Origin of the sequence: Rhodococcus sp. NPDC077669 (genome assembly GCF_040686915.1) — a bacterium.
GTDB lineage: Bacteria > Actinomycetota > Actinomycetes > Mycobacteriales > Mycobacteriaceae > Rhodococcoides > Rhodococcoides fascians.
In genome coordinates this window covers 156,766-173,124 of sequence record NZ_JBFBMD010000003.1, presented here as the reverse complement: position 1 = coordinate 173,124, position 16,359 = coordinate 156,766, and the positions used below count along the sequence as shown (strand labels likewise).

The window sequence follows — 16,359 nt, the reverse complement described above, 5'->3', positions numbered from 1 at the left end:
CTGTGCCGACGCGACTGTCACCCAGTACGCGAGCGCGTGATGTGGATCGCACCGATACTTGCGCCACGTTGGACGAAGCACTCGCCGATGGCCAGCTGTCCGATTTCGAGCACGCCGCAAGGATCGATCTGGCGGAGGAAGCCGACACGATCGCCGATCTGCACGCCCTTATCGAGGACCTTCAGAACGACACCGATCTGCCGCCGATGGCCGACCCGATCGAGTTCGCGCATCCGATCACGACGGCAAAGGGCTCACGCCTGGGCTTCATGGCCGTCGCGGTCCCTGCCGTTGCCGCACTCGTGGCGCTCACATTCGGCATTCGCGCGTGCTCGAACACCAATGGCCTCGAATCGGGTCTCGGGTCGGCTGGGTACAAGAATCCTGCAGTCGTCGTGGATATCGTCGATGAACTGCAACAGAAGATCGGCACGTCGGTGGTCGACAGACTCGGGCTGTACGACGACTACGCCGTCATTTCGGCACCTGCACCCGGGGTGCCACAGAAGCAGGTCAGCTACACCTATCGCAACGGCGTGATCGACGACTACGACGACAATTTCTCGAGCACCCGCGACTTCGACGGACCTCAGATCGACCTGGCGACGGTCGATCTGACGAAGGCAGCGGGAATCATCGCCGGTGCCCGCGAGAGCTTGAACATGAGTCGCATCGACAGCTACAACGTGAGCTTCCACGGCAGCGACAACGGTCCGCAAATTTCCGTCTCCGCCGACAACACCGACCAGGAAAGCGGAACTCTCCTATTCGATCCCGCAGGCAACTTCCTGCGTGTCACGCCGTTTTCGTTCGGCTGATGTGTCCGGAAAGGAGGCCGCATGATGGCACAACGACCCGATTTTCGCGCCCGTGAAATTGACCGCGCACTGACCGCCACCGTTCTGGATTCCGCATACGCCGACGGCCAGCTCACCTTCGACGAGCACCGCCTACGCAGCGAACGTGCGCGGGTGGCCATCACCCTGCGCGACCTACGACGCCTGGTCTCCGACCTACAAATCGACGTCGACCTTCCGGAACCACCGCCGCGAACATCCGAACCGAAGAACCGGCTACTGCTGGCACTCGGCTCGGTCGTCATCGTGACTGTAGGGCTGGTGGTGTTTCTGTCGACCAGGACCGGCGAAGAACCGGTTCCGACTGCTGCCGTCGTCGCGTCCACGACGACGCGCAGCGTCGCCCCCACCGTGCCGATGGACCTGCCGGTCGACGTCACCCCGATCATCGCCCGCCCCTTCGTTTTCGACACGGCAGCCGGACTCGACGATTTTCGAGAACGCTACGTGGAACGCTTCGGCAGTTCGCAGGTTCTCGAGGTGTTCATTCAGATGGACGGCAACCGTGCCGACGTCTATCGCCCGACGGCAGAGGGCCGACGAGAGCGCGTGTTCGTCTCCGGGGGGTTCGAGGTGTATCACGAGACCGAGCCGCCCGACGCACAAGAGGCACTCTTCGATTGGGCCACAGTCGATTCTGCGGTTCTGGCAGGCCTCGTCGCGGGAACGCCCGAGGCCATCGGGGTCCCGGACGCCGCCGTCGAGTACGTCATGATCACCGATTCCCGCGGCGAGCAGCGCATCTCGATCACCGCAAAGAACGACGACGATCAGGGTGGCCGCGTCGAAGCGGACTTCGCGGGCAACATCGTCTCGGTAAGCCGATAGACGCCGCGAATCATGTTGCGTGTCGGCTACTTCGGGCTCTCGTGCGTGATGGCGCGGTAACCGGTTGCCCCTGCCCTGTCGACTGCGGCCTTGACGACGCCGAACACCGCACCGTGGACGGCTGCGGCGATCAGCACCTCTCGGACGGAGCGATTCAGATCTTTCGGGTCGGGGGCCGCCGCGTCGTCGTCGCCGACGTGCTTCCACACCTGCTTGAACACCGCGCCGGCCGCCAGCCCGCCGAGCACACTCGTCGCCAACGACATCGGTCTGTAGAACGCCTTCGATACTGCACTCATCGAAACACCTTTCTCGTACGTCGGCGACGAAGAAGAACCGTCACCAACACTGCGGTCACCACGAAGCCCACGGCCCCTGCGGCAGTGCCGGGCCTACTGCGCACCGCATCGGAGGCACGTGTCGCCTGTCGAGAGGCCTCGTTGCCCACTCGAGTGGGGATGTCGGCTTTGGCCGCGAGAGCGGCGACGGTGTCGGCCAGTTCGGAACGCTGTTCCTCGATGCTGGGCGGCTGATCGGAGTTGCCGGAAACACTGTGCGCCGGTGTGTCGGTCATCGGATGCCCTCCTTCACTGCGGTGATGTCGTCGCCGATACGTGCTGCGGTGTCCGCGGGAATCGGCGGCAAGGCCTTCTTTGCCCGTGACGCGCCGACTGCGGCCAGGATGCCCCCGATCGCCAGCACCACGATCGCGACGATCAGCGCTGCGAGCCATGCGGACAACACTGTCGCCAGTCCGAGCACTGCGGTAGCGATCAAGGTGGCGAGCCCGAGGAACAGCAGCAACGCACCCGCGCCGGAGATTCCGACGCCCACCCCGAGGCGACTTCCCTTGCTCTTGACTTCGGCGAGTCCGGCGTCGATCTCGGTCCGGACGAGCGTCGAGACCTGACTCGTCAGTCGCTCGATCAGTTGCACAGTCGACAGGTCCGCCACGTGGGAGCCCCGCTCGGACTCGGCGTTCGACAGTGGGGGCGGTTGATCGTATTCGTGCATGATGCGCTCCTTCGATGTAGTGCCGTCCTGTGTCGATACCCGCGAAGGACCCCGAAAAACACGTCCGCAAATGCCGGTTCGCGCGATGTAACCGGCCATTGGTTTGTCACTTCATGTATCGGCGCGATACATTCTCCGATAGTGTGGCTCATCGCATCGCCAGGATGTGATCGTTGGATTCGAGAAGGGGGAGTTGCATGCTCGAACTCGCAATTCTCGGACTGCTTCTCGAATCACCCATGCACGGTTACGAGCTTCGCAAGCGGCTGACCGGCCTGCTCGGAGCATTCCGTGCGTTTTCGTACGGATCGCTGTACCCGGCGCTCCGTCGACTACAAACCGACGGGCTCATCGCCGAGGACGCCGGTCCCGAACTGCTCGTGAAAAGACGAGCAAAACGGGTGTACGTGCTCACCCCCCTCGGCAGGGAACGATTTGCCGAACTGGTGGCCGACACCGGACCGCAGAACTACACCGACGACGGATTCGGCGTACATCTTGCCTTCTTCAGTCGAACCCCGGCAGAAGCTCGGGTACGCATTCTCGAAGGCAGACGACGCCAGGTCGAGGAGCGCCGAGAAGGCCTCCGCGACGCTGTGGCCAAGGCGAACGGAACACTCGACCGCTACACCCGGCAACTCCACCAGCTCGGTCTCGAATCGAGCGAACGCGAGGTGCGCTGGCTCAACGAAGTCATCGCAGCCGAGCAAGCCGCCCCCAACCCAGCACCGTCCCACACAGCACCAAACAGGACAGTCAAGACAGAAGGAGAACCCGACCATGGGTGAGAACAACAACGCAATCCGCGTGGCCATTGTGGGTGTGGGCAACTGCGCCTCATCCCTGGTCCAGGGTGTCGAGTACTACAAGGACGCAGACGAGAACGCCACCGTTCCCGGCCTGATGCACGTCATGTTCGGCAAGTACCACGTCCGCGACGTCGAGTTCGTCGCCGCGTTCGACGTCGACGCCAAGAAGGTCGGCTTCGACCTCTCCGAGGCCATCTTCTCCAGCGAGAACAACACCATCAAGATCGCCGACGTGCCCCCGAAGGACGTCCACGTCCTGCGCGGACCGACCCTCGACGGCCTCGGAAAGTACTACCGCGAGACCATCACCGAGGCCGACGGCGAAGCAGTCGACGTCGCACAGGCACTGCGCGACGCCAAGGTCGACGTCCTCGTGTCCTACCTCCCCGTCGGATCCGAAGAAGCCGACAAGTTCTACGCACAGGCCGCCATCGACGCAGGCGTCGCCTTCGTCAACGCCCTCCCCGTCTTCATCGCCTCCGACCCCGTCTGGGCCAAGAAGTTCACCGACGCTGGCGTCCCCATCGTCGGCGACGACATCAAGAGCCAGGTCGGTGCCACCATCACCCACCGCGTCATGGCGAAGCTGTTCGAAGACCGCGGCGTGCAGCTCGACCGCACCATGCAGCTCAACGTCGGCGGCAACATGGACTTCCTCAACATGCTCGAGCGCACCCGCCTCGAGTCGAAGAAGATCTCCAAGACCCAGGCCGTCACGTCGAACCTGCAGAAGGAATTCAACGCCAAGGACGTCCACATCGGACCGTCCGACCACGTCGGCTGGCTCGACGACCGCAAGTGGGCCTACGTCCGCCTCGAAGGCCGCGCCTTCGGTGACGTTCCCCTGAGCCTCGAATACAAGCTCGAGGTCTGGGACTCACCCAACTCCGCCGGTGTCATCATCGACGCAGTCCGCGCCGCGAAAATCGCAAAGGACCGCGGCATCGGTGGACCGGTCATCCCGGCTTCCGCCTACCTGATGAAGAGCCCGCCGCAGCAGTTGGCCGACGACGTTGCTCGCGAACAACTCGAAGCCTTCATCATCGACGCGTAAATCTCCGCGGCACTGACGCCCGCCGGTCCACTCAACGTGACATTGACCCCCCAAAAGGCCACCAAATGTCACATTGAGTACCGGCGGGCGTTCGTCTATCCCGCCTCGACGATGGCGCGAGGGTCGAATGTCACCCTGATTTCGGTGATTTTGCCGTCTTCGATTCGTTGCCAGTTCGCGGTGGGGGCCGGGGGTGCGATCGACGTGTGCAGGTCGAACCACGTCAACACGTTCGGGCCATCGACGAATACGTGCGCGATGTCGATGTCGGTGACGATCTGCGACATTCCCTTCAACCCGGCGACGCATTCTTCGCCGCTGTCGGCCGTGCCGAGTGGACCGCGAAACGTTGCATCCTCGTGCAGGATCGACGCCAGGTTGTCGAAGTCCTTCGCCTTCCAGGCCTCGAAGTAGGTTGCTGCAATTTGTGCGGGTGTCTGTGTCATGGATTCGAGTCTCGAACCGGCGCAGTCAGAAGTCCAACAGTTGGTTCCGATCATCACCAGAACTTTTACTCATAGCCGCAGCTAGACGCTACGCGCTATGGTTCTCGCGTGGCCATCGATCCCACCTCGAAGCATCCGATTCTCGAACGCGTTCGCGCTCTGGCGTTCGCGTACCCCGACGTCACCGAGAAGGTTTCGCACGGCAGGCCGACCTTCCGCACGACCTCGGTGTTCGTCTACTTCGGCGGCGGCGTCAAAGGCGGCGATCAGTTCGATCTGTCGTTCATCGTCAAATGCGAGAGCGCCGAGGAGCAGCGAGCCTGCGAACTCGAGCCGCGCTACTTTCATCCCGCCTACCTCGGACCCGCAGGCTGGGTGGGGTTCGACCTGAGCAGTGACCGCAAAGACAAGGCCGACAGCGATGTCTGGGCCGAAGCCGCCGAACTGATCGACTGCAGCTACCGCGTCACCGCGCCGAAGCGCGCGATAGCCCGCCTCGATGCCGGCGAAGGTCCCGATCTGGGAGTACAGCAATGGAACTGAGGCAGCTCGAGTATTTCGTCGCGGTGGCCGAGGAAGCGAACTTCACCCGCGCTGCCGCCCGCGTTCACATCAGTCAATCGGGGGTCAGCGCGCAGATCAGGGCGCTCGAGCGCGAACTCGGGGCCGAGCTGATCGACAGATCCGGTGGCACAGCCACTTTGACCACAGCCGGCCAGGCGGCGTTGCCGCAGGCCCGCGCGACACTCGCCGCGGCAGGATCCGTCAAACAATCCGTCGACGATGTGACGGGCCTACTGCGCGGCAGACTGAGCGTCGGTATGGTCACCGCCTGCACCGTTCCCCCACTGTTCGACGCGTTGGCGGGCTTCCACGCGGCACATCCCGGCGTCGACATTGCTTTGCGCGAGGGTAATTCGGACGATCTCGTCGCGGATGTTCGATCCGGCGAGCTGGATCTTGCGTTGGTCGGTCTCGCTTCTCGGACCCCCGCCGGACTCGAATCGATGGTGGTGATCGACGAGCGGATCGTTGCCGCCGTGCCGGCGGAGCATCCACTGGCGGCGCATAAGGACGCGACACTCGCCGAGGTGTGCGAATATCCGATCGTTGCCCTTCCGCCGGGCACCGGAATTCGTGCGGTGTTCGACAGGGACTGCGCCGGGGGAGGTCTGTCACCGTCGATCACGTTGCAGGCCAGCGCACCTGACGCGGTAGCCGACCTCGCCACCCGCGGTTTGGGGGTCGGGATTCTCAGCCGGTCGATGGCCGAATTCTACGGCGACCGGCTCGTCGCGATCGAGCTGACCGACTCGCACACCGCCGCCCTGCTGGCCCTGGTGTGGCGCAGCGCGATGAGTCCGGCACTGGCCGAACTGGTGGGTATCTCGACGACGAGTTTCAGCGAATCTTCTTGACGGTGAACCACAGTGCGACCAGCAAGCCGAGCAGCGCTACGGACGGCAGCACGCCGGGATCACCTCCGATGATCCCGGCTACGGCGAAACCGAGAGCTACCAGCGCAAAGAACCCGAGAATGCCTGCCAACAACTGCAGGTGGTCCTGCGCCGTCACGACTTGACGCCGCCCGCCGTCAGTCCGGAGATGATGCGGCGCTGGAACAGCAGCACCATGATCACCAATGGAATCGCAACGATGGTGCCCGCGGCCATGATCGCGGCATACGGCACCACAAGCGGATCGTTGCCGGTGAACCGCGCGATGGCGACGGTCACCGGTTCGGTCTTGTCACTCGAGAGCTGACTGGCCAGCAGGTACTCGTTCACTGCGGCGATGAACGCAAGAATCGCGGTGGTGAACAAGGCAGGCGCGGCGAGCGGGAGCATCACCAGGCGGAATGCCTGGAATCGTCCGGCGCCGTCGATCCGCGCGGCTTCTTCGAGCTCCCAGGGCAATTCGGCGAAGAACGCCGCCAGCGTATAGATCGTCAGCGGTAGGACGAACGAGATGTTCGGGATGACCATCGCCTGGTAGCTGCCGATCCAGCCGATGTTGGTGAAGAACTGGAACAGCGGGGTCACCAATGCGACGACGGGGAACATCGACGCACCCAGGATGATGCCCGTCACCACGTACTTGAAGCGAAAGTCGATGCGGGAGAGCGCGTATGCGGTGAAAATGCCGATGACCAACGCGATCAGTGTGGTCGCGCCGCCCACGATCAGGCTGTTGCCCACCGCACGAAGAAAATTGTTGCCGTTCGCCGTCGACAACGCGTTCTCGAAGTTCTCCCACGTGACGTGCGTCGGCCACGGCGTCGTGTCGAAGGTGTAGCGCGGGTCGCGGAATGCGGTGACGACCATCCAATAGAACGGTGCCAGTCCCCAGACGAGAATGACGACGACGCCGAGATAGATGCGAGCTTGCTTCATCGGCCGGGCCCCTTGCGCTGATTGTCCTGAGTGGCAACGGCATTGGCACCGAGAAACTTCACCAGGATGAACGCCACGACGAAGATCATGATGAACGAGATCGTCGACAACGAGGCAGCGCTGTTGAATCCCTGACGAATCTGATCCACCACCAGGATCGAGATGGTCCGGGTGGCGGGATTGCCCTCGGTGAGGATCGCCGGCAAGTCGTACATACGCAGCGCGTCCATGGTGCGGAACAGAATTGCCACCATCAACGCGGGCTTGACCAACGGCAGTGTGATCCTGGTGAACCGCTGCCACGCCGACGCCCCGTCGACGCGGGCCGCCTCGTAGACGTCGGCTGGAATCATCTGCAACCCGGCCAGGATCAGCAACGCCATGAACGGCGTCGTCTTCCACACGTCGGCGATGATGACGGCGAAACGAGCGGGCCACGCGTCGCCGGTCCACAGAATGTTGGTTCCCAGAATGCGATTGGCGACACCGTCGTACGCGAAGATGAAGTACCAGAGCTTGGCCGTGACCGCCGTCGGGATCGCCCAGGGGATCAGGATTGCCGCGCGCAACAGGGCGCGTCCGGCGAAGGTCTTACCCATGATGACGGCCATTCCGAAGCCGATGACCACCTCGATGGACACCGTGACGACCGTGAAGAACGCGGTGTTTCCGACGGCGCCCCAGAACTGCGACCCCAGCGTTCCCGGCGGGCAGGGCACCAATGTGCCCGACGCCGAGGTGCATTGCTGCAGGATCCAGTGCGTGTAGTTGTCGAAGCCGGCAGATCCACCGGTGACGAACATGCCGGTGGCGGGATCGAGACCGGGATCCTTGGAGAAGGACATCACCAGGGCTCGGATCACCGGGTAGACGATGACGATCGCGAGGATCACCATCGTCGGTGCGATCAACAGCCAGGCCCGACCCTGCGTCAGGCCGAACCGCTTGTTCTTGGACCGCACATGCCGACCGCGGCCGGGGGACGAGCCCCCGGCCGCGGTGGTTGCGGCGGCCCCACTGGTCACACCAGCAGGTACAGCCATTGGTTCTCCCGAAATCAGTTGGCGCCGGCGGTTTCGATACCGGCCTGCATGTCCGTGATCGCCTGGTCGACGCTCTTCTCACCCTTGATGGCGGCAGAGACGTTGTCCTGCACAGCCTTCGAGACGGCCGGGTAGAACGGGGTGACGGGACGCGGAACGGCATTCTCGATGGATGCCTTCAATGCGGGAAGGTACGGCATCGCGGCGATCAGTGCGGGATCGTCGTACAGCGAGGAGAGCACGGGCGGCAAAGCACCCTCGGCGATGATGCGCTGCGCCTTCTCGCCCTGCATGAAGCGCAGGAAGTCGGCAGCAGTTGCCTTGTTCTCGGAGTACGCGCTGATCGCGGCGTTGTATCCGCCGAGCGTCGAGGTGCCCACTCCGGTGACGCCGGGAAGCGGTGCGACCGCGTACTTTCCGACCACAGCCGAACCTTCTTCTGCGGCGGTGCCGTAGACGTACGGCCAGTTGCGCAGGAACAGCGTCTTTCCGTCCTGGAACGCCTGCTGGCTGTCGGACTCCTTGAACGTGGTGTCCTGGGCCGGGATGACGCCGGTCTCGAACGCGGTGACCAGAGTCTGCAGTCCGGCCTTGGCTTCCGGGCTGTTGACGGTGGGGGTCTTGCCGTCTTCGCCGACGATCGATCCGCCGTGCGCGTTGATGATCTCCGACGCGTTGGCCGTCAGACCCTCGTAGGGGGCGAATTGCCCTGCGTAGCAGTCGATGTTGTTGTCGCGGGCGACCTGGCAGTCCTCGGTGAGCTCGGCCCAGGTGGTGGGTGCCTCGGGAAGCAGATCACTGCGGTAGTAGAGCAGTCCGCCGTTGGTGTTCTTCGGCGCGGCGTACTGCTTGCCGTTGTAGGTCGCACTCGCGACGGTCGCCGGAAGAACGCCTGCGTTGTCGAGTGCGAATTCGCCCTCGAGCGGCACGAGCCAGCCCTTGGCCGCGAACTCGGCGGTCCAGACGACGTCGAGTGCCATGACGTCGTAATCGCTCTGCTGCGCCTGGAGCTGCTGAACGAAGTCGTCGTGGGCCTGATCGGCGTCGGCGGACTGCTCCTTGAAGGTGACCTGCTGATCGGGGTTGGCGGCGTTCCACTCCGAGATGATCTGCTGGACGACACCGGTCTCGGTGGTGTCCTGGCCCTCGACATAGGTGATAGGTCCACGGCCGTCGGCATTTTCGGATGCCGCACCCGAATCGCCGCTCGAACCGCTGTCGCTCGAACATGCGGTGAGCGTCAGCAGCGTGGCTGCTGTCGCAACCACTGCCACCTTCGTGATCAAAGACGCCATTGTTTTCTCCACTTACTTCTACGCGGTGGTATGCGCCCGGAGATGGGCACGCAGAATCGTGCTGTGATGCTCCCCCGACACATATGTCGATGGGTACTGTGGCACACAACTCACCGCGTAGGGGTCATAATCGAGTTCCTGAATCGGTCAACCCGGACGTGTCGGAGGTGCCCGGTACCCTTTCGCTCATGAGTTCGGACAAGATGCTGACGCGTATCGGCGGATTGCTGCGTCAGGCGGAGTCCACCGACAACCCCCACGAGGCCGAGGCCTTCATGGAGGCCGCGCAGCGTTTGGCCACGTCGGCGTCGGTGGATCTGGCGGTGGCGCGTTCGCACAGCGCATCCCGCGAACGGCAGGCGACGCCGACTCAGAAGGTCATCCCCATCGGTGAACCGGGCAAGCGTGGACTCAAGACCTACGTTCAACTGTTCGTCGCCATCGCCCACGCAAACGATGTGCAGTGCGACGTCGCCAGATCGTCGACGCAGGTGTTCGCCTACGGTTTCGACTCGGACATCGAGACCACCGAGGCCCTGTACTCCTCTTTGCTGATTCAGATGGTCCGAGCGTCCGACGCGTACATCAAGTCGGGTGCCTACAAATCCGAGACGGCCATCCGCACCGTCACCGAGGTCAAGAATCGTCGCCGCTACACCCGACGCGAGGAAGTGCCCGTCGCCGCCGTGACGGCGCGTCTGAACTTTCAGACGGCATTCGCGTCGCGCATCGGTCAACGGCTCGCGGAGGTCAAGAAGGACACCGAGGCCAAGGCCATCGCGCACGAGACCTCCGGTGCCGGTACCGCTCTGGTGTTGCGAGACAAGGAGATCGAGCTACGCGACTACTACCGGCAGACGTCCACCGCACGCGGGCACTGGCGAGGCCAGAGCGCGAACGCCGGGTACTCCGAGGGCGCACGGCAGGCCGGCGATCGAGCGGGACGAAACGCGAAGATCGGTGCCCACGCAGAAATCGGTGGAGCAAGTCGGCAACTGGGCCGCTGACTTCTACGGTGCCGCCGGTGATGCCGTGAACACCGGCCATCCGATGTCGGTACGCCAGAGCGTCGAGTTCTCGGTATCCCGCGGCCCGACGACATAGACCTCGCGAACCGGCCCCGCGATGGCGAGGCCGTTGGTCTCCACGTGCACCCCGAGCGCACCGTACGTGACGTCGATGTCGTCGTGGGGTCCGTGATGAACCGTCACCGCGAGTTCGACGGGAGGCAGCGTCATCGGCCGAACTCTGCCGACGGATGGCGCATCGACGGTGGGAACGTAGACGGTCAGCTCCCCCCGCCCGTCGGTGAAGAGATCGTTGTCGTACAACCCGCCCGGCGGCCCGGTGGTGTCCGATACGACCGCGTCGATCTCGGCCATCGCGTCCGAGTACCAGCCCAGCACGTCGGACGCGTCGACCACCTCGGAAATGGCTGCGACAGAACACTGTTCAGTGAGAATTCGTCGGACATCGATCGCGGGCGGAGTGGGATCGAGCAACCGGCGCAGCGCCGTCACGGCTGATCTGGTGTCGTCCAACTGACGCTCGAGTCGAGTGAGATGTTCGGTGATCAGTCGAGCGCGGGCATCGGGATCGGGTGTCTGCACGATTGCCCGCACCTCCCGCTCCGGCATCTGCATCTTCCGGAATCGACCGATGATCTGCGCGACCCCGACCTGATCGGTGGCGTAGTACCGATAGCCCGAGTAGTCGTCGACCGTCGCGGGTTCGAGCAGACCCGACTCGTGATAGCGACGCAGGGTCTTCACCGACAGATGGGTGATTCGCGAGAACTCGCCGATCGTCAGCAATCCGTTCATGCCCACATTCTCGCCCCTCCCCGTGGGGGAGAGTCGACTCTCCAGGGGAGGGGTGACGCCGGATGTAGCCGAGGCCGCCGCAAACGCGCGCGCGTTCGCCAGGTGCGCGCGGAATAGCCCCGAATTCGAGGCGAATCCACTCGCGTATGACAAACGCGCGCGCGTTTGCGGGAAATGGGGGCGGCGGGATGGGGACGACGGCGGGATGGGGGCGGCGGGATGGGGGCGGAGGAAAGGGGGCGGGGAAATGCGGGCGGCCGACAGAAGCCGGCGACACCAGAACCAACTCAGTCGAGTCGAGCCAACACGATTCGCAGGCCGATGACACTGGCGATGGGGAACAGGGCAGCGACCAGCCATGGGATTGCTGCTCCCCAGCCGGTGTCGGGTGACGCGTCGATCACCGCTCCGACGGCGATCGAGCCGAGGAGTACCCCGATGCCGCCGAGGGAGGCCATGAATCCGTAGTACGACCCGAGTCGCCGTTCGGCAGCCATCTTGGGGACGAGGTCGCGCGCCTGCGGCATTGCGATCATCTGTCCCAATGCCAGCAGCAGCACGAACAGGGCGGCCGGAATCAGGCCGACGAGCCCCGTCAGCTCCAGAGGACTGAGGACCGCCACCAGCGCGAAAGAGAGTGCCATGACAGCAAATCCGATCGGCAGCGTGATGCGCGGCGAGACCGCGGCGACGCGTCGGGTGATGGGCAACTGCGTCGTGACGACGAGTACTGCGGAGATTGCGAAGAACCAGCCGAGTACCGTCTGGGTTCCCCAGGCCCGTTCGACCTCGAGGGGGAGCAGCAGATACAGCTGGTTGTAGGCCACCAACTGCGCGCTCATGGCGACGGCGAACAGCACGAAGGTGCGGTTTCGGATCACGTCGGTCCAGCCCGAGAGCCACGGATCGTCGCGGTGTTCGCCGGGCTCGCGCGGCAGCCATCTGATGTGCGCGGCGATGACGAGGACGAAAATGACTGCGGCCGTGAGGCATGCGATCCGAAAGTCGGCCAACAACAGCAGAGATCCGATGAGTGGGCCGGTGAACGATCCGATCTGATTGCACACCGACAACAGCGCAAAGGTCTGAACCCGGGTGGCGCCGCCGCTGCGTTCGCTCTTACCGGCCTCGATGGCGATCGCGGATTCCACTGCGGGAGAGAATAATGCGGCCGCGAACCCGACCAGCACCGTCGCGGCGACGACACCGGCGAGAGAATCGAACGCGGCCAGGCCCAGGAACCCCAGTACCCGCAGGACACAGCCGACGAGGACCACCGGCTTGATGCCCCACCGATCGGCGAGGGTGCCGCCCACGAAGAACAGGCCCTGCTGGGAGAACGTTCGGATACCGAGGACGACACCGACGAGTGCCGCTCCGAGTCCCAGATCGGACGTCAGGTGCACCGACAGATACGGCAACACCATGAAAAAGCCGATGTTGAACGTCATCTGGGTGAGAACCAGCAATCGCACCGTGGGCGTGGCGCGCCCGAGGTCGACGAGAAACGACCACCGCCACCGCGTCGGCGACTTGTCGGTCCTCGAACTCATGTAACGCGCCCTCCTGCATCGACTTTGCCGTCAACGCTACCGGTCGTTCTCACCCGCCCCGACGTCGCGCTGGCTACGGAGACGGCGAGGACGGCCAGTGCGATCAACGACGCCAGCGGTGCTGCCGCGACCCACGGTGCTCGCTCGACGGCGGCTACCCCGTCGGACAGGATCAGTCCCCAATCCGCGGTCGGCGGTTGCGGACCGAGGCCCAGGAATCCGAGGGCGGCGAGCGCCAGAGCGACACCGGGCAGCCGGATCATGGCGTGCCGAAACACGGCCGGCAGCACACCGGGAACGATGGAGCCGAACAGGATTCGACCGTTGCCGGCACCGAGTGTCGGCAAGATGGCGATGTAGGGCTGTGCTCGCGCCTCGTCGACGAGTGCCGCGGTGTGCGCGGCGAGTGGAGCCCACGTCACGATCAGGACCGCGACAGCCGCCCCGCCGGCGCTGGGACCCCAGATCGCGGCGATGAGGATGCCGGTCACGACGGGCGGAGCGGCATTGGTGACCTCCACGAGCCCTCGGGTCGCTCGGGGAATCAGCCCCAGCAGTACCCCGACGAACAAGGCCGCCAGCGTGACCGCCAGCGACAGGCCGATCGACCGCACGGCCCCGTCCGCCACTCGGGCGAGCAGGTCGCGGCCGGACGCGTCGGTTCCGAACGGGAACTCCGACGATGGTCGAGCGAACTTCTCACGTGTGGTGACCTGGCCGTCTCGTGGCAGCCCCACCAGAACCATCACCGCGAGCAGCGATGCGGCTGCAATCGGAACGATCCACCGACGCGGTGACGGGTGGAACACCCCGGCCGGGATCGGCATCGCCTTCTCGTGCAGTGCGCTGCCGAGCAGTAGACGGCGCAACAGTTCCGCCGCGATACCGAGGGCGGCACTGACGGCCAGCAGCAGCAAGATGTCGATCTGCAGGGCGGGCAGGTCCTGCGACTGCGCGTCACCGAGCGTCGAGCGCCCCAATCCCGGTATGGCGAAGACCTTTTCGACGGCCACTGCACCGCCCGTCATGGCGACCATGATCAAACCGACCTGCGAGGCGAGTCCGGGGACGGCCCGGCGCAACACAGCGACGGCGATCTGCCGCCGCGAGAACCCGGCCACCGTCCACGTGATCACCCATCCCTCGGTGAAGGACACGGCTACCGCGTCGGCGAGGAGACGACCGATCAAGCCACCCGCTGGAAGGCCCAGTGCCAGTGCGGGTAACACCGCATATTCCGGCCCGTTCCACCCGTACGCCGGAAACGACAACCACACTGCTCCGACGACCACCAGTACCGAGGCGAGCAGGAACTCGGGCAGGGACGTCAGGGCAGCGGCGACGCTTCCGCCGGTACGCTTCGGCGTGCCGCGCAGCCCGGCCCGCATGCTCGGCAGGACGACGAGAGCGGCCGTCACGAGCGCGACGACCATCGCGAAACCCATCAGGGTCAGCGAGACGGACAGTGCCTCGAGCGCCCCGGGCAGTACGGGTTTGCCGGTGTTCCAGGATGTTCCGGGATTGCCCGACGCGAGGCCGGTGAGCCAGTTCCAGAAGGTCCGTAGCGGCCCGGCGTCGAGACCGAGGTCGTTGCGGATGGCCGTGAGGGCCTCGGGCGTCGCTTCTTGCTCGGCGGAGCGTGCCCGCAGAATGCTCAGTGCGGGGTCTCGGTCGGACAACCACGGCAGCATCCCGACGAGCAGTACGACGCCCGCCACCGAGAGCAGCCGTGAGACAGTCGCCCTCACTGCCTACTCGAAGGCGGTCTGGTTGGTGATCAGCGTCCGCTCGCGTGGATCGCGGGCCACGCCGGTCACGTTCTCGGACTCGCCCTGAATGACGCGTTCGTGCAGCAGCGGTACGGCGGCATCCTTCTCGAGGATCAACTTCTCGGCCTCGAGGATCGCGGTACGTCGAGCGTCTCCCGGATCGGTGGCTGCGGCGTCGGCCAGCGCGACGTCGACCTGTGGGTCGCAGAACTGCGAGATGTTGAACGAGCCCTCGCAGGCGAAGTCGGAGTACATGTACGCAGCCGGATCACCGGAATCGAGCACGGTGGCGCGGGAGAGGATGAACGCATCGAAAGCGCCGGCGAGAGCATCGGTTTCGATGAACTGATATTCGCGCACGACCTGTTCGACGACGAAGCCCTTGGCTTCGAGCTCCTGCTGCAGCAGCACCACGACCTCGGGGAGTTCGGCTCGGTCCGTGAACGTGGCGAGGGTGATCTTCTTCCCTGCGGCGTCGCCGGCCGGGGTCTGCGTACGCGACGGCCGGTCGGCGGCCCACGGCAGAGCGGGGCCGAGCAGTCCGTTCGCGGCGTCGGCGCGGCCCTCGTACACCTGATCGACCAGACGGTCGCGGTCGATCGATTCGCGTGCGGCTGCGCGCATGGCCGGGTCTGCGAAGACCCCGGACTCGGTGTTCAGGTACAGGGTGTTGGTGCGCGGCATCGGCACCTCGTGCACGAGTGCCTGATCGACGTTAGCGGCCTGAGACACCGGAATCGCCTCCACCACATCGGCTGTGCCGTTGCGTAGCGCTGCGGCGCGGGCCGTGCCGTCGGGTACGAAGTCGACGTCGATGCCGGAGACCTTCGCCGGCTCTCCCCAGTAGTTCTCGTTGCGGTCGAGAGTGGCTGTCGACGTGCCGTTCACGGCCTTCAGCACGAAGGGCCCGGTGCCGGTTCCGATGGGGTTGCTGCTGCCCGTCGAGTACGCGTCGGGTGCCAGGATGGCCAGCTGCGGGCTCGACAGTCGTTGCGGTACCAGTGGATCGACGTCGGCAGTGGTCACGGCGACGCTGTCGGCGTCGGTGGCGGTCACCGTCATCTCGACGCCGTCGAGGATGCGCGGCTTGGGGGCCGACTGTGTGGCCGCGGTGAGCGCGGTGACGACGGCCGCTGCGTCGAGCGGGACTCCGTTGTGGAACGTGACGTCCGGCCGGATGTCGAAGTTCCAGGTCCGATCGTCCACGCGGTTCCAGGCGGTGGCCAGACCCGGCTCGGCCTCACCGAGATCGTCGAGAACGATCAACGTCTCGGCGGTGGACCAGCGCGACAGCTTGAAGGCGTCGTCACTGAACTGGGACAACCCCGAACGAGGTGGCTGCAGCATTGCCACGCGCACGCGGTTCTCGCCGTCGTCGGAGGAGGCAGAACTGGACGAAAAGCACCCGGTGAGCGTCAGTGTGCCCACTGCTGCGAGCGCGCCGATGCGAAACATGTTGCTGGTCAATGTAGCTC

19 protein-coding genes are annotated in these 16,359 nt (G+C 64.7%); 7 read left to right on the top strand and 12 right to left on the bottom strand.

Annotated elements, in window-relative coordinates; all coding sequences use genetic code 11:
• Positions 1 to 2: 2 nt before the first annotated feature.
• On the top strand, positions 3 to 818 hold the full coding sequence (locus AB0P23_RS05220; protein WP_283541968.1) for a DUF1707 domain-containing protein: 816 nt from the start codon (positions 3 to 5) through the stop codon (positions 816 to 818).
• A 21-nt stretch (positions 819 to 839) separates the two neighbouring features.
• Complete coding sequence (locus AB0P23_RS05215) at positions 840 to 1,685, top strand: DUF1707 domain-containing protein (RefSeq protein ID WP_283541967.1); 846 nt, start codon at positions 840 to 842, stop codon at positions 1,683 to 1,685.
• Positions 1,686 to 1,711: 26 nt separating this feature from the next.
• Here AB0P23_RS05215 and AB0P23_RS05210 read toward each other — a convergent pair whose 3' ends face one another.
• The 3 genes from AB0P23_RS05210 to AB0P23_RS05200 are packed head-to-tail and all read right to left on the bottom strand — an operon-like array spanning position 1,712 to position 2,699.
• A complete protein-coding gene (locus tag AB0P23_RS05210; protein ID WP_032370038.1) occupies positions 1,712 to 1,984 on the bottom strand; it encodes a DUF4235 domain-containing protein in 273 nt (90 codons plus the stop codon).
• On the bottom strand, positions 1,981 to 2,259 hold the full coding sequence (locus tag AB0P23_RS05205; RefSeq protein WP_222091265.1) for a deoxyuridine 5'-triphosphate nucleotidohydrolase: 279 nt from the start codon (positions 2,257 to 2,259) through the stop codon (positions 1,981 to 1,983). Before AB0P23_RS05205 ends, AB0P23_RS05210 begins: the two co-directional genes overlap by 4 nt.
• Positions 2,256 to 2,699, bottom strand: coding sequence for a phage holin family protein (locus AB0P23_RS05200; protein WP_283541966.1), 444 nt, complete (start codon positions 2,697 to 2,699; stop codon positions 2,256 to 2,258). Before AB0P23_RS05200 ends, AB0P23_RS05205 begins: the two co-directional genes overlap by 4 nt.
• Before the next feature lie 197 nt (positions 2,700 to 2,896).
• On the opposite strand from AB0P23_RS05200, the gene AB0P23_RS05195 reads away from it, so the two are divergent.
• Both AB0P23_RS05195 and AB0P23_RS05190 read left to right on the top strand, forming a co-directional pair.
• Positions 2,897 to 3,487, top strand: a complete 591-nt coding sequence (locus AB0P23_RS05195; protein ID WP_027495058.1) for a PadR family transcriptional regulator — start codon at positions 2,897 to 2,899, stop codon at positions 3,485 to 3,487.
• Positions 3,480 to 4,562 carry an inositol-3-phosphate synthase gene (locus AB0P23_RS05190; protein ID WP_206498460.1) on the top strand — a complete coding sequence of 361 codons (1,083 nt, stop codon included), beginning with the start codon at positions 3,480 to 3,482 and terminating at the stop codon, positions 4,560 to 4,562. The genes AB0P23_RS05195 and AB0P23_RS05190 overlap by 8 nt, the downstream gene beginning before the upstream one ends.
• A 95-nt stretch (positions 4,563 to 4,657) precedes the next feature.
• Here the strand turns inward: AB0P23_RS05190 and AB0P23_RS05185 are convergent, their stop codons facing one another.
• On the bottom strand, positions 4,658 to 5,008 hold the full coding sequence (locus AB0P23_RS05185; RefSeq protein ID WP_032373435.1) for a nuclear transport factor 2 family protein: 351 nt from the start codon (positions 5,006 to 5,008) through the stop codon (positions 4,658 to 4,660).
• Positions 5,009 to 5,116: 108 nt separating this feature from the next.
• On the opposite strand from AB0P23_RS05185, the gene AB0P23_RS05180 reads away from it, so the two are divergent.
• Positions 5,117 to 5,551, top strand: coding sequence for an MmcQ/YjbR family DNA-binding protein (locus AB0P23_RS05180; RefSeq protein ID WP_032373434.1), 435 nt, complete (start codon positions 5,117 to 5,119; stop codon positions 5,549 to 5,551).
• Complete coding sequence (locus AB0P23_RS05175) at positions 5,542 to 6,426, top strand: LysR family transcriptional regulator (protein ID WP_206498459.1); 885 nt, start codon at positions 5,542 to 5,544, stop codon at positions 6,424 to 6,426. Before AB0P23_RS05180 ends, AB0P23_RS05175 begins: the two co-directional genes overlap by 10 nt.
• Here AB0P23_RS05175 and AB0P23_RS05170 read toward each other — a convergent pair.
• The 4 genes from AB0P23_RS05170 to AB0P23_RS05155 are packed head-to-tail and all read right to left on the bottom strand — an operon-like array spanning position 6,410 to position 9,739.
• Positions 6,410 to 6,583 (bottom strand): hypothetical protein, encoded by a 174-nt coding sequence (locus AB0P23_RS05170; protein WP_167327633.1) that lies wholly within the window; start codon positions 6,581 to 6,583, stop codon positions 6,410 to 6,412. The two genes, AB0P23_RS05175 and AB0P23_RS05170, sit on opposite strands and share 17 nt — an antisense overlap.
• The gene (locus AB0P23_RS05165; protein ID WP_032367661.1) at positions 6,580 to 7,401 is read right to left on the bottom strand and encodes a carbohydrate ABC transporter permease; all 822 of its coding nucleotides are present in this window, start codon (positions 7,399 to 7,401) and stop codon (positions 6,580 to 6,582) included. The genes AB0P23_RS05170 and AB0P23_RS05165 overlap by 4 nt, the downstream gene beginning before the upstream one ends.
• The gene (locus AB0P23_RS05160; RefSeq protein ID WP_179275042.1) at positions 7,398 to 8,444 is read right to left on the bottom strand and encodes a sugar ABC transporter permease; all 1,047 of its coding nucleotides are present in this window, start codon (positions 8,442 to 8,444) and stop codon (positions 7,398 to 7,400) included. The genes AB0P23_RS05165 and AB0P23_RS05160 overlap by 4 nt, the downstream gene beginning before the upstream one ends.
• Positions 8,445 to 8,458: 14 nt before the next feature.
• Positions 8,459 to 9,739 (bottom strand): ABC transporter substrate-binding protein, encoded by a 1,281-nt coding sequence (locus tag AB0P23_RS05155; RefSeq protein WP_032367659.1) that lies wholly within the window; start codon positions 9,737 to 9,739, stop codon positions 8,459 to 8,461.
• 188 nt (positions 9,740 to 9,927) lie between these two features.
• Between AB0P23_RS05155 and AB0P23_RS05150 the strand changes: the two genes are divergently transcribed.
• Positions 9,928 to 10,746 (top strand): DUF2786 domain-containing protein, encoded by an 819-nt coding sequence (locus tag AB0P23_RS05150; RefSeq protein WP_032373590.1) that lies wholly within the window; start codon positions 9,928 to 9,930, stop codon positions 10,744 to 10,746.
• Positions 10,747 to 10,749: 3 nt separating this feature from the next.
• Here the strand turns inward: AB0P23_RS05150 and AB0P23_RS05145 are convergent, their stop codons facing one another.
• The 4 genes from AB0P23_RS05145 to AB0P23_RS05130 form a co-directional block, all read right to left on the bottom strand.
• On the bottom strand, positions 10,750 to 11,562 hold the full coding sequence (locus AB0P23_RS05145; RefSeq protein ID WP_206498458.1) for a MerR family transcriptional regulator: 813 nt from the start codon (positions 11,560 to 11,562) through the stop codon (positions 10,750 to 10,752).
• Between the two features lie 287 nt (positions 11,563 to 11,849).
• Positions 11,850 to 13,115, bottom strand: a complete 1,266-nt coding sequence (locus AB0P23_RS05140) for an MFS transporter (protein ID WP_206498862.1) — start codon at positions 13,113 to 13,115, stop codon at positions 11,850 to 11,852.
• Positions 13,112 to 14,863 carry an ABC transporter permease subunit gene (locus AB0P23_RS05135; RefSeq protein WP_363796947.1) on the bottom strand — a complete coding sequence of 584 codons (1,752 nt, stop codon included), beginning with the start codon at positions 14,861 to 14,863 and terminating at the stop codon, positions 13,112 to 13,114. The genes AB0P23_RS05140 and AB0P23_RS05135 overlap by 4 nt, the downstream gene beginning before the upstream one ends.
• Before the next feature lie 3 nt (positions 14,864 to 14,866).
• Complete coding sequence (locus AB0P23_RS05130) at positions 14,867 to 16,351, bottom strand: ABC transporter substrate-binding protein (protein WP_363796945.1); 1,485 nt, start codon at positions 16,349 to 16,351, stop codon at positions 14,867 to 14,869.
• Positions 16,352 to 16,359: the final 8 nt, after the last annotated feature.

What these genes read in the sequence shown, in the direction of transcription:
- AB0P23_RS05155 (WP_032367659.1), bottom strand. Translation starts at nt 9,739, where the DNA reads ATGGCGTCTTTGATCACGAAGGTGGCAGTGGTTGCGACAGCAGCCACG.
- AB0P23_RS05195 (WP_027495058.1), top strand. Translation starts at nt 2,897, where the DNA reads ATGCTCGAACTCGCAATTCTCGGACTGCTTCTCGAATCACCCATGCAC.
- AB0P23_RS05210 (WP_032370038.1), bottom strand. Translation starts at nt 1,984, where the DNA reads ATGAGTGCAGTATCGAAGGCGTTCTACAGACCGATGTCGTTGGCGACG.
- AB0P23_RS05190 (WP_206498460.1), top strand. Translation starts at nt 3,480, where the DNA reads ATGGGTGAGAACAACAACGCAATCCGCGTGGCCATTGTGGGTGTGGGC.
- AB0P23_RS05160 (WP_179275042.1), bottom strand. Translation starts at nt 8,444, where the DNA reads ATGGCTGTACCTGCTGGTGTGACCAGTGGGGCCGCCGCAACCACCGCG.
- AB0P23_RS05145 (WP_206498458.1), bottom strand. Translation starts at nt 11,562, where the DNA reads ATGAACGGATTGCTGACGATCGGCGAGTTCTCGCGAATCACCCATCTG.
- AB0P23_RS05140 (WP_206498862.1), bottom strand. Translation starts at nt 13,115, where the DNA reads ATGAGTTCGAGGACCGACAAGTCGCCGACGCGGTGGCGGTGGTCGTTT.
- AB0P23_RS05165 (WP_032367661.1), bottom strand. Translation starts at nt 7,401, where the DNA reads ATGAAGCAAGCTCGCATCTATCTCGGCGTCGTCGTCATTCTCGTCTGG.
- AB0P23_RS05185 (WP_032373435.1), bottom strand. Translation starts at nt 5,008, where the DNA reads ATGACACAGACACCCGCACAAATTGCAGCAACCTACTTCGAGGCCTGG.
- AB0P23_RS05150 (WP_032373590.1), top strand. Translation starts at nt 9,928, where the DNA reads ATGAGTTCGGACAAGATGCTGACGCGTATCGGCGGATTGCTGCGTCAG.
- AB0P23_RS05200 (WP_283541966.1), bottom strand. Translation starts at nt 2,699, where the DNA reads ATGCACGAATACGATCAACCGCCCCCACTGTCGAACGCCGAGTCCGAG.
- AB0P23_RS05215 (WP_283541967.1), top strand. Translation starts at nt 840, where the DNA reads ATGATGGCACAACGACCCGATTTTCGCGCCCGTGAAATTGACCGCGCA.
- AB0P23_RS05175 (WP_206498459.1), top strand. Translation starts at nt 5,542, where the DNA reads ATGGAACTGAGGCAGCTCGAGTATTTCGTCGCGGTGGCCGAGGAAGCG.
- AB0P23_RS05205 (WP_222091265.1), bottom strand. Translation starts at nt 2,259, where the DNA reads ATGACCGACACACCGGCGCACAGTGTTTCCGGCAACTCCGATCAGCCG.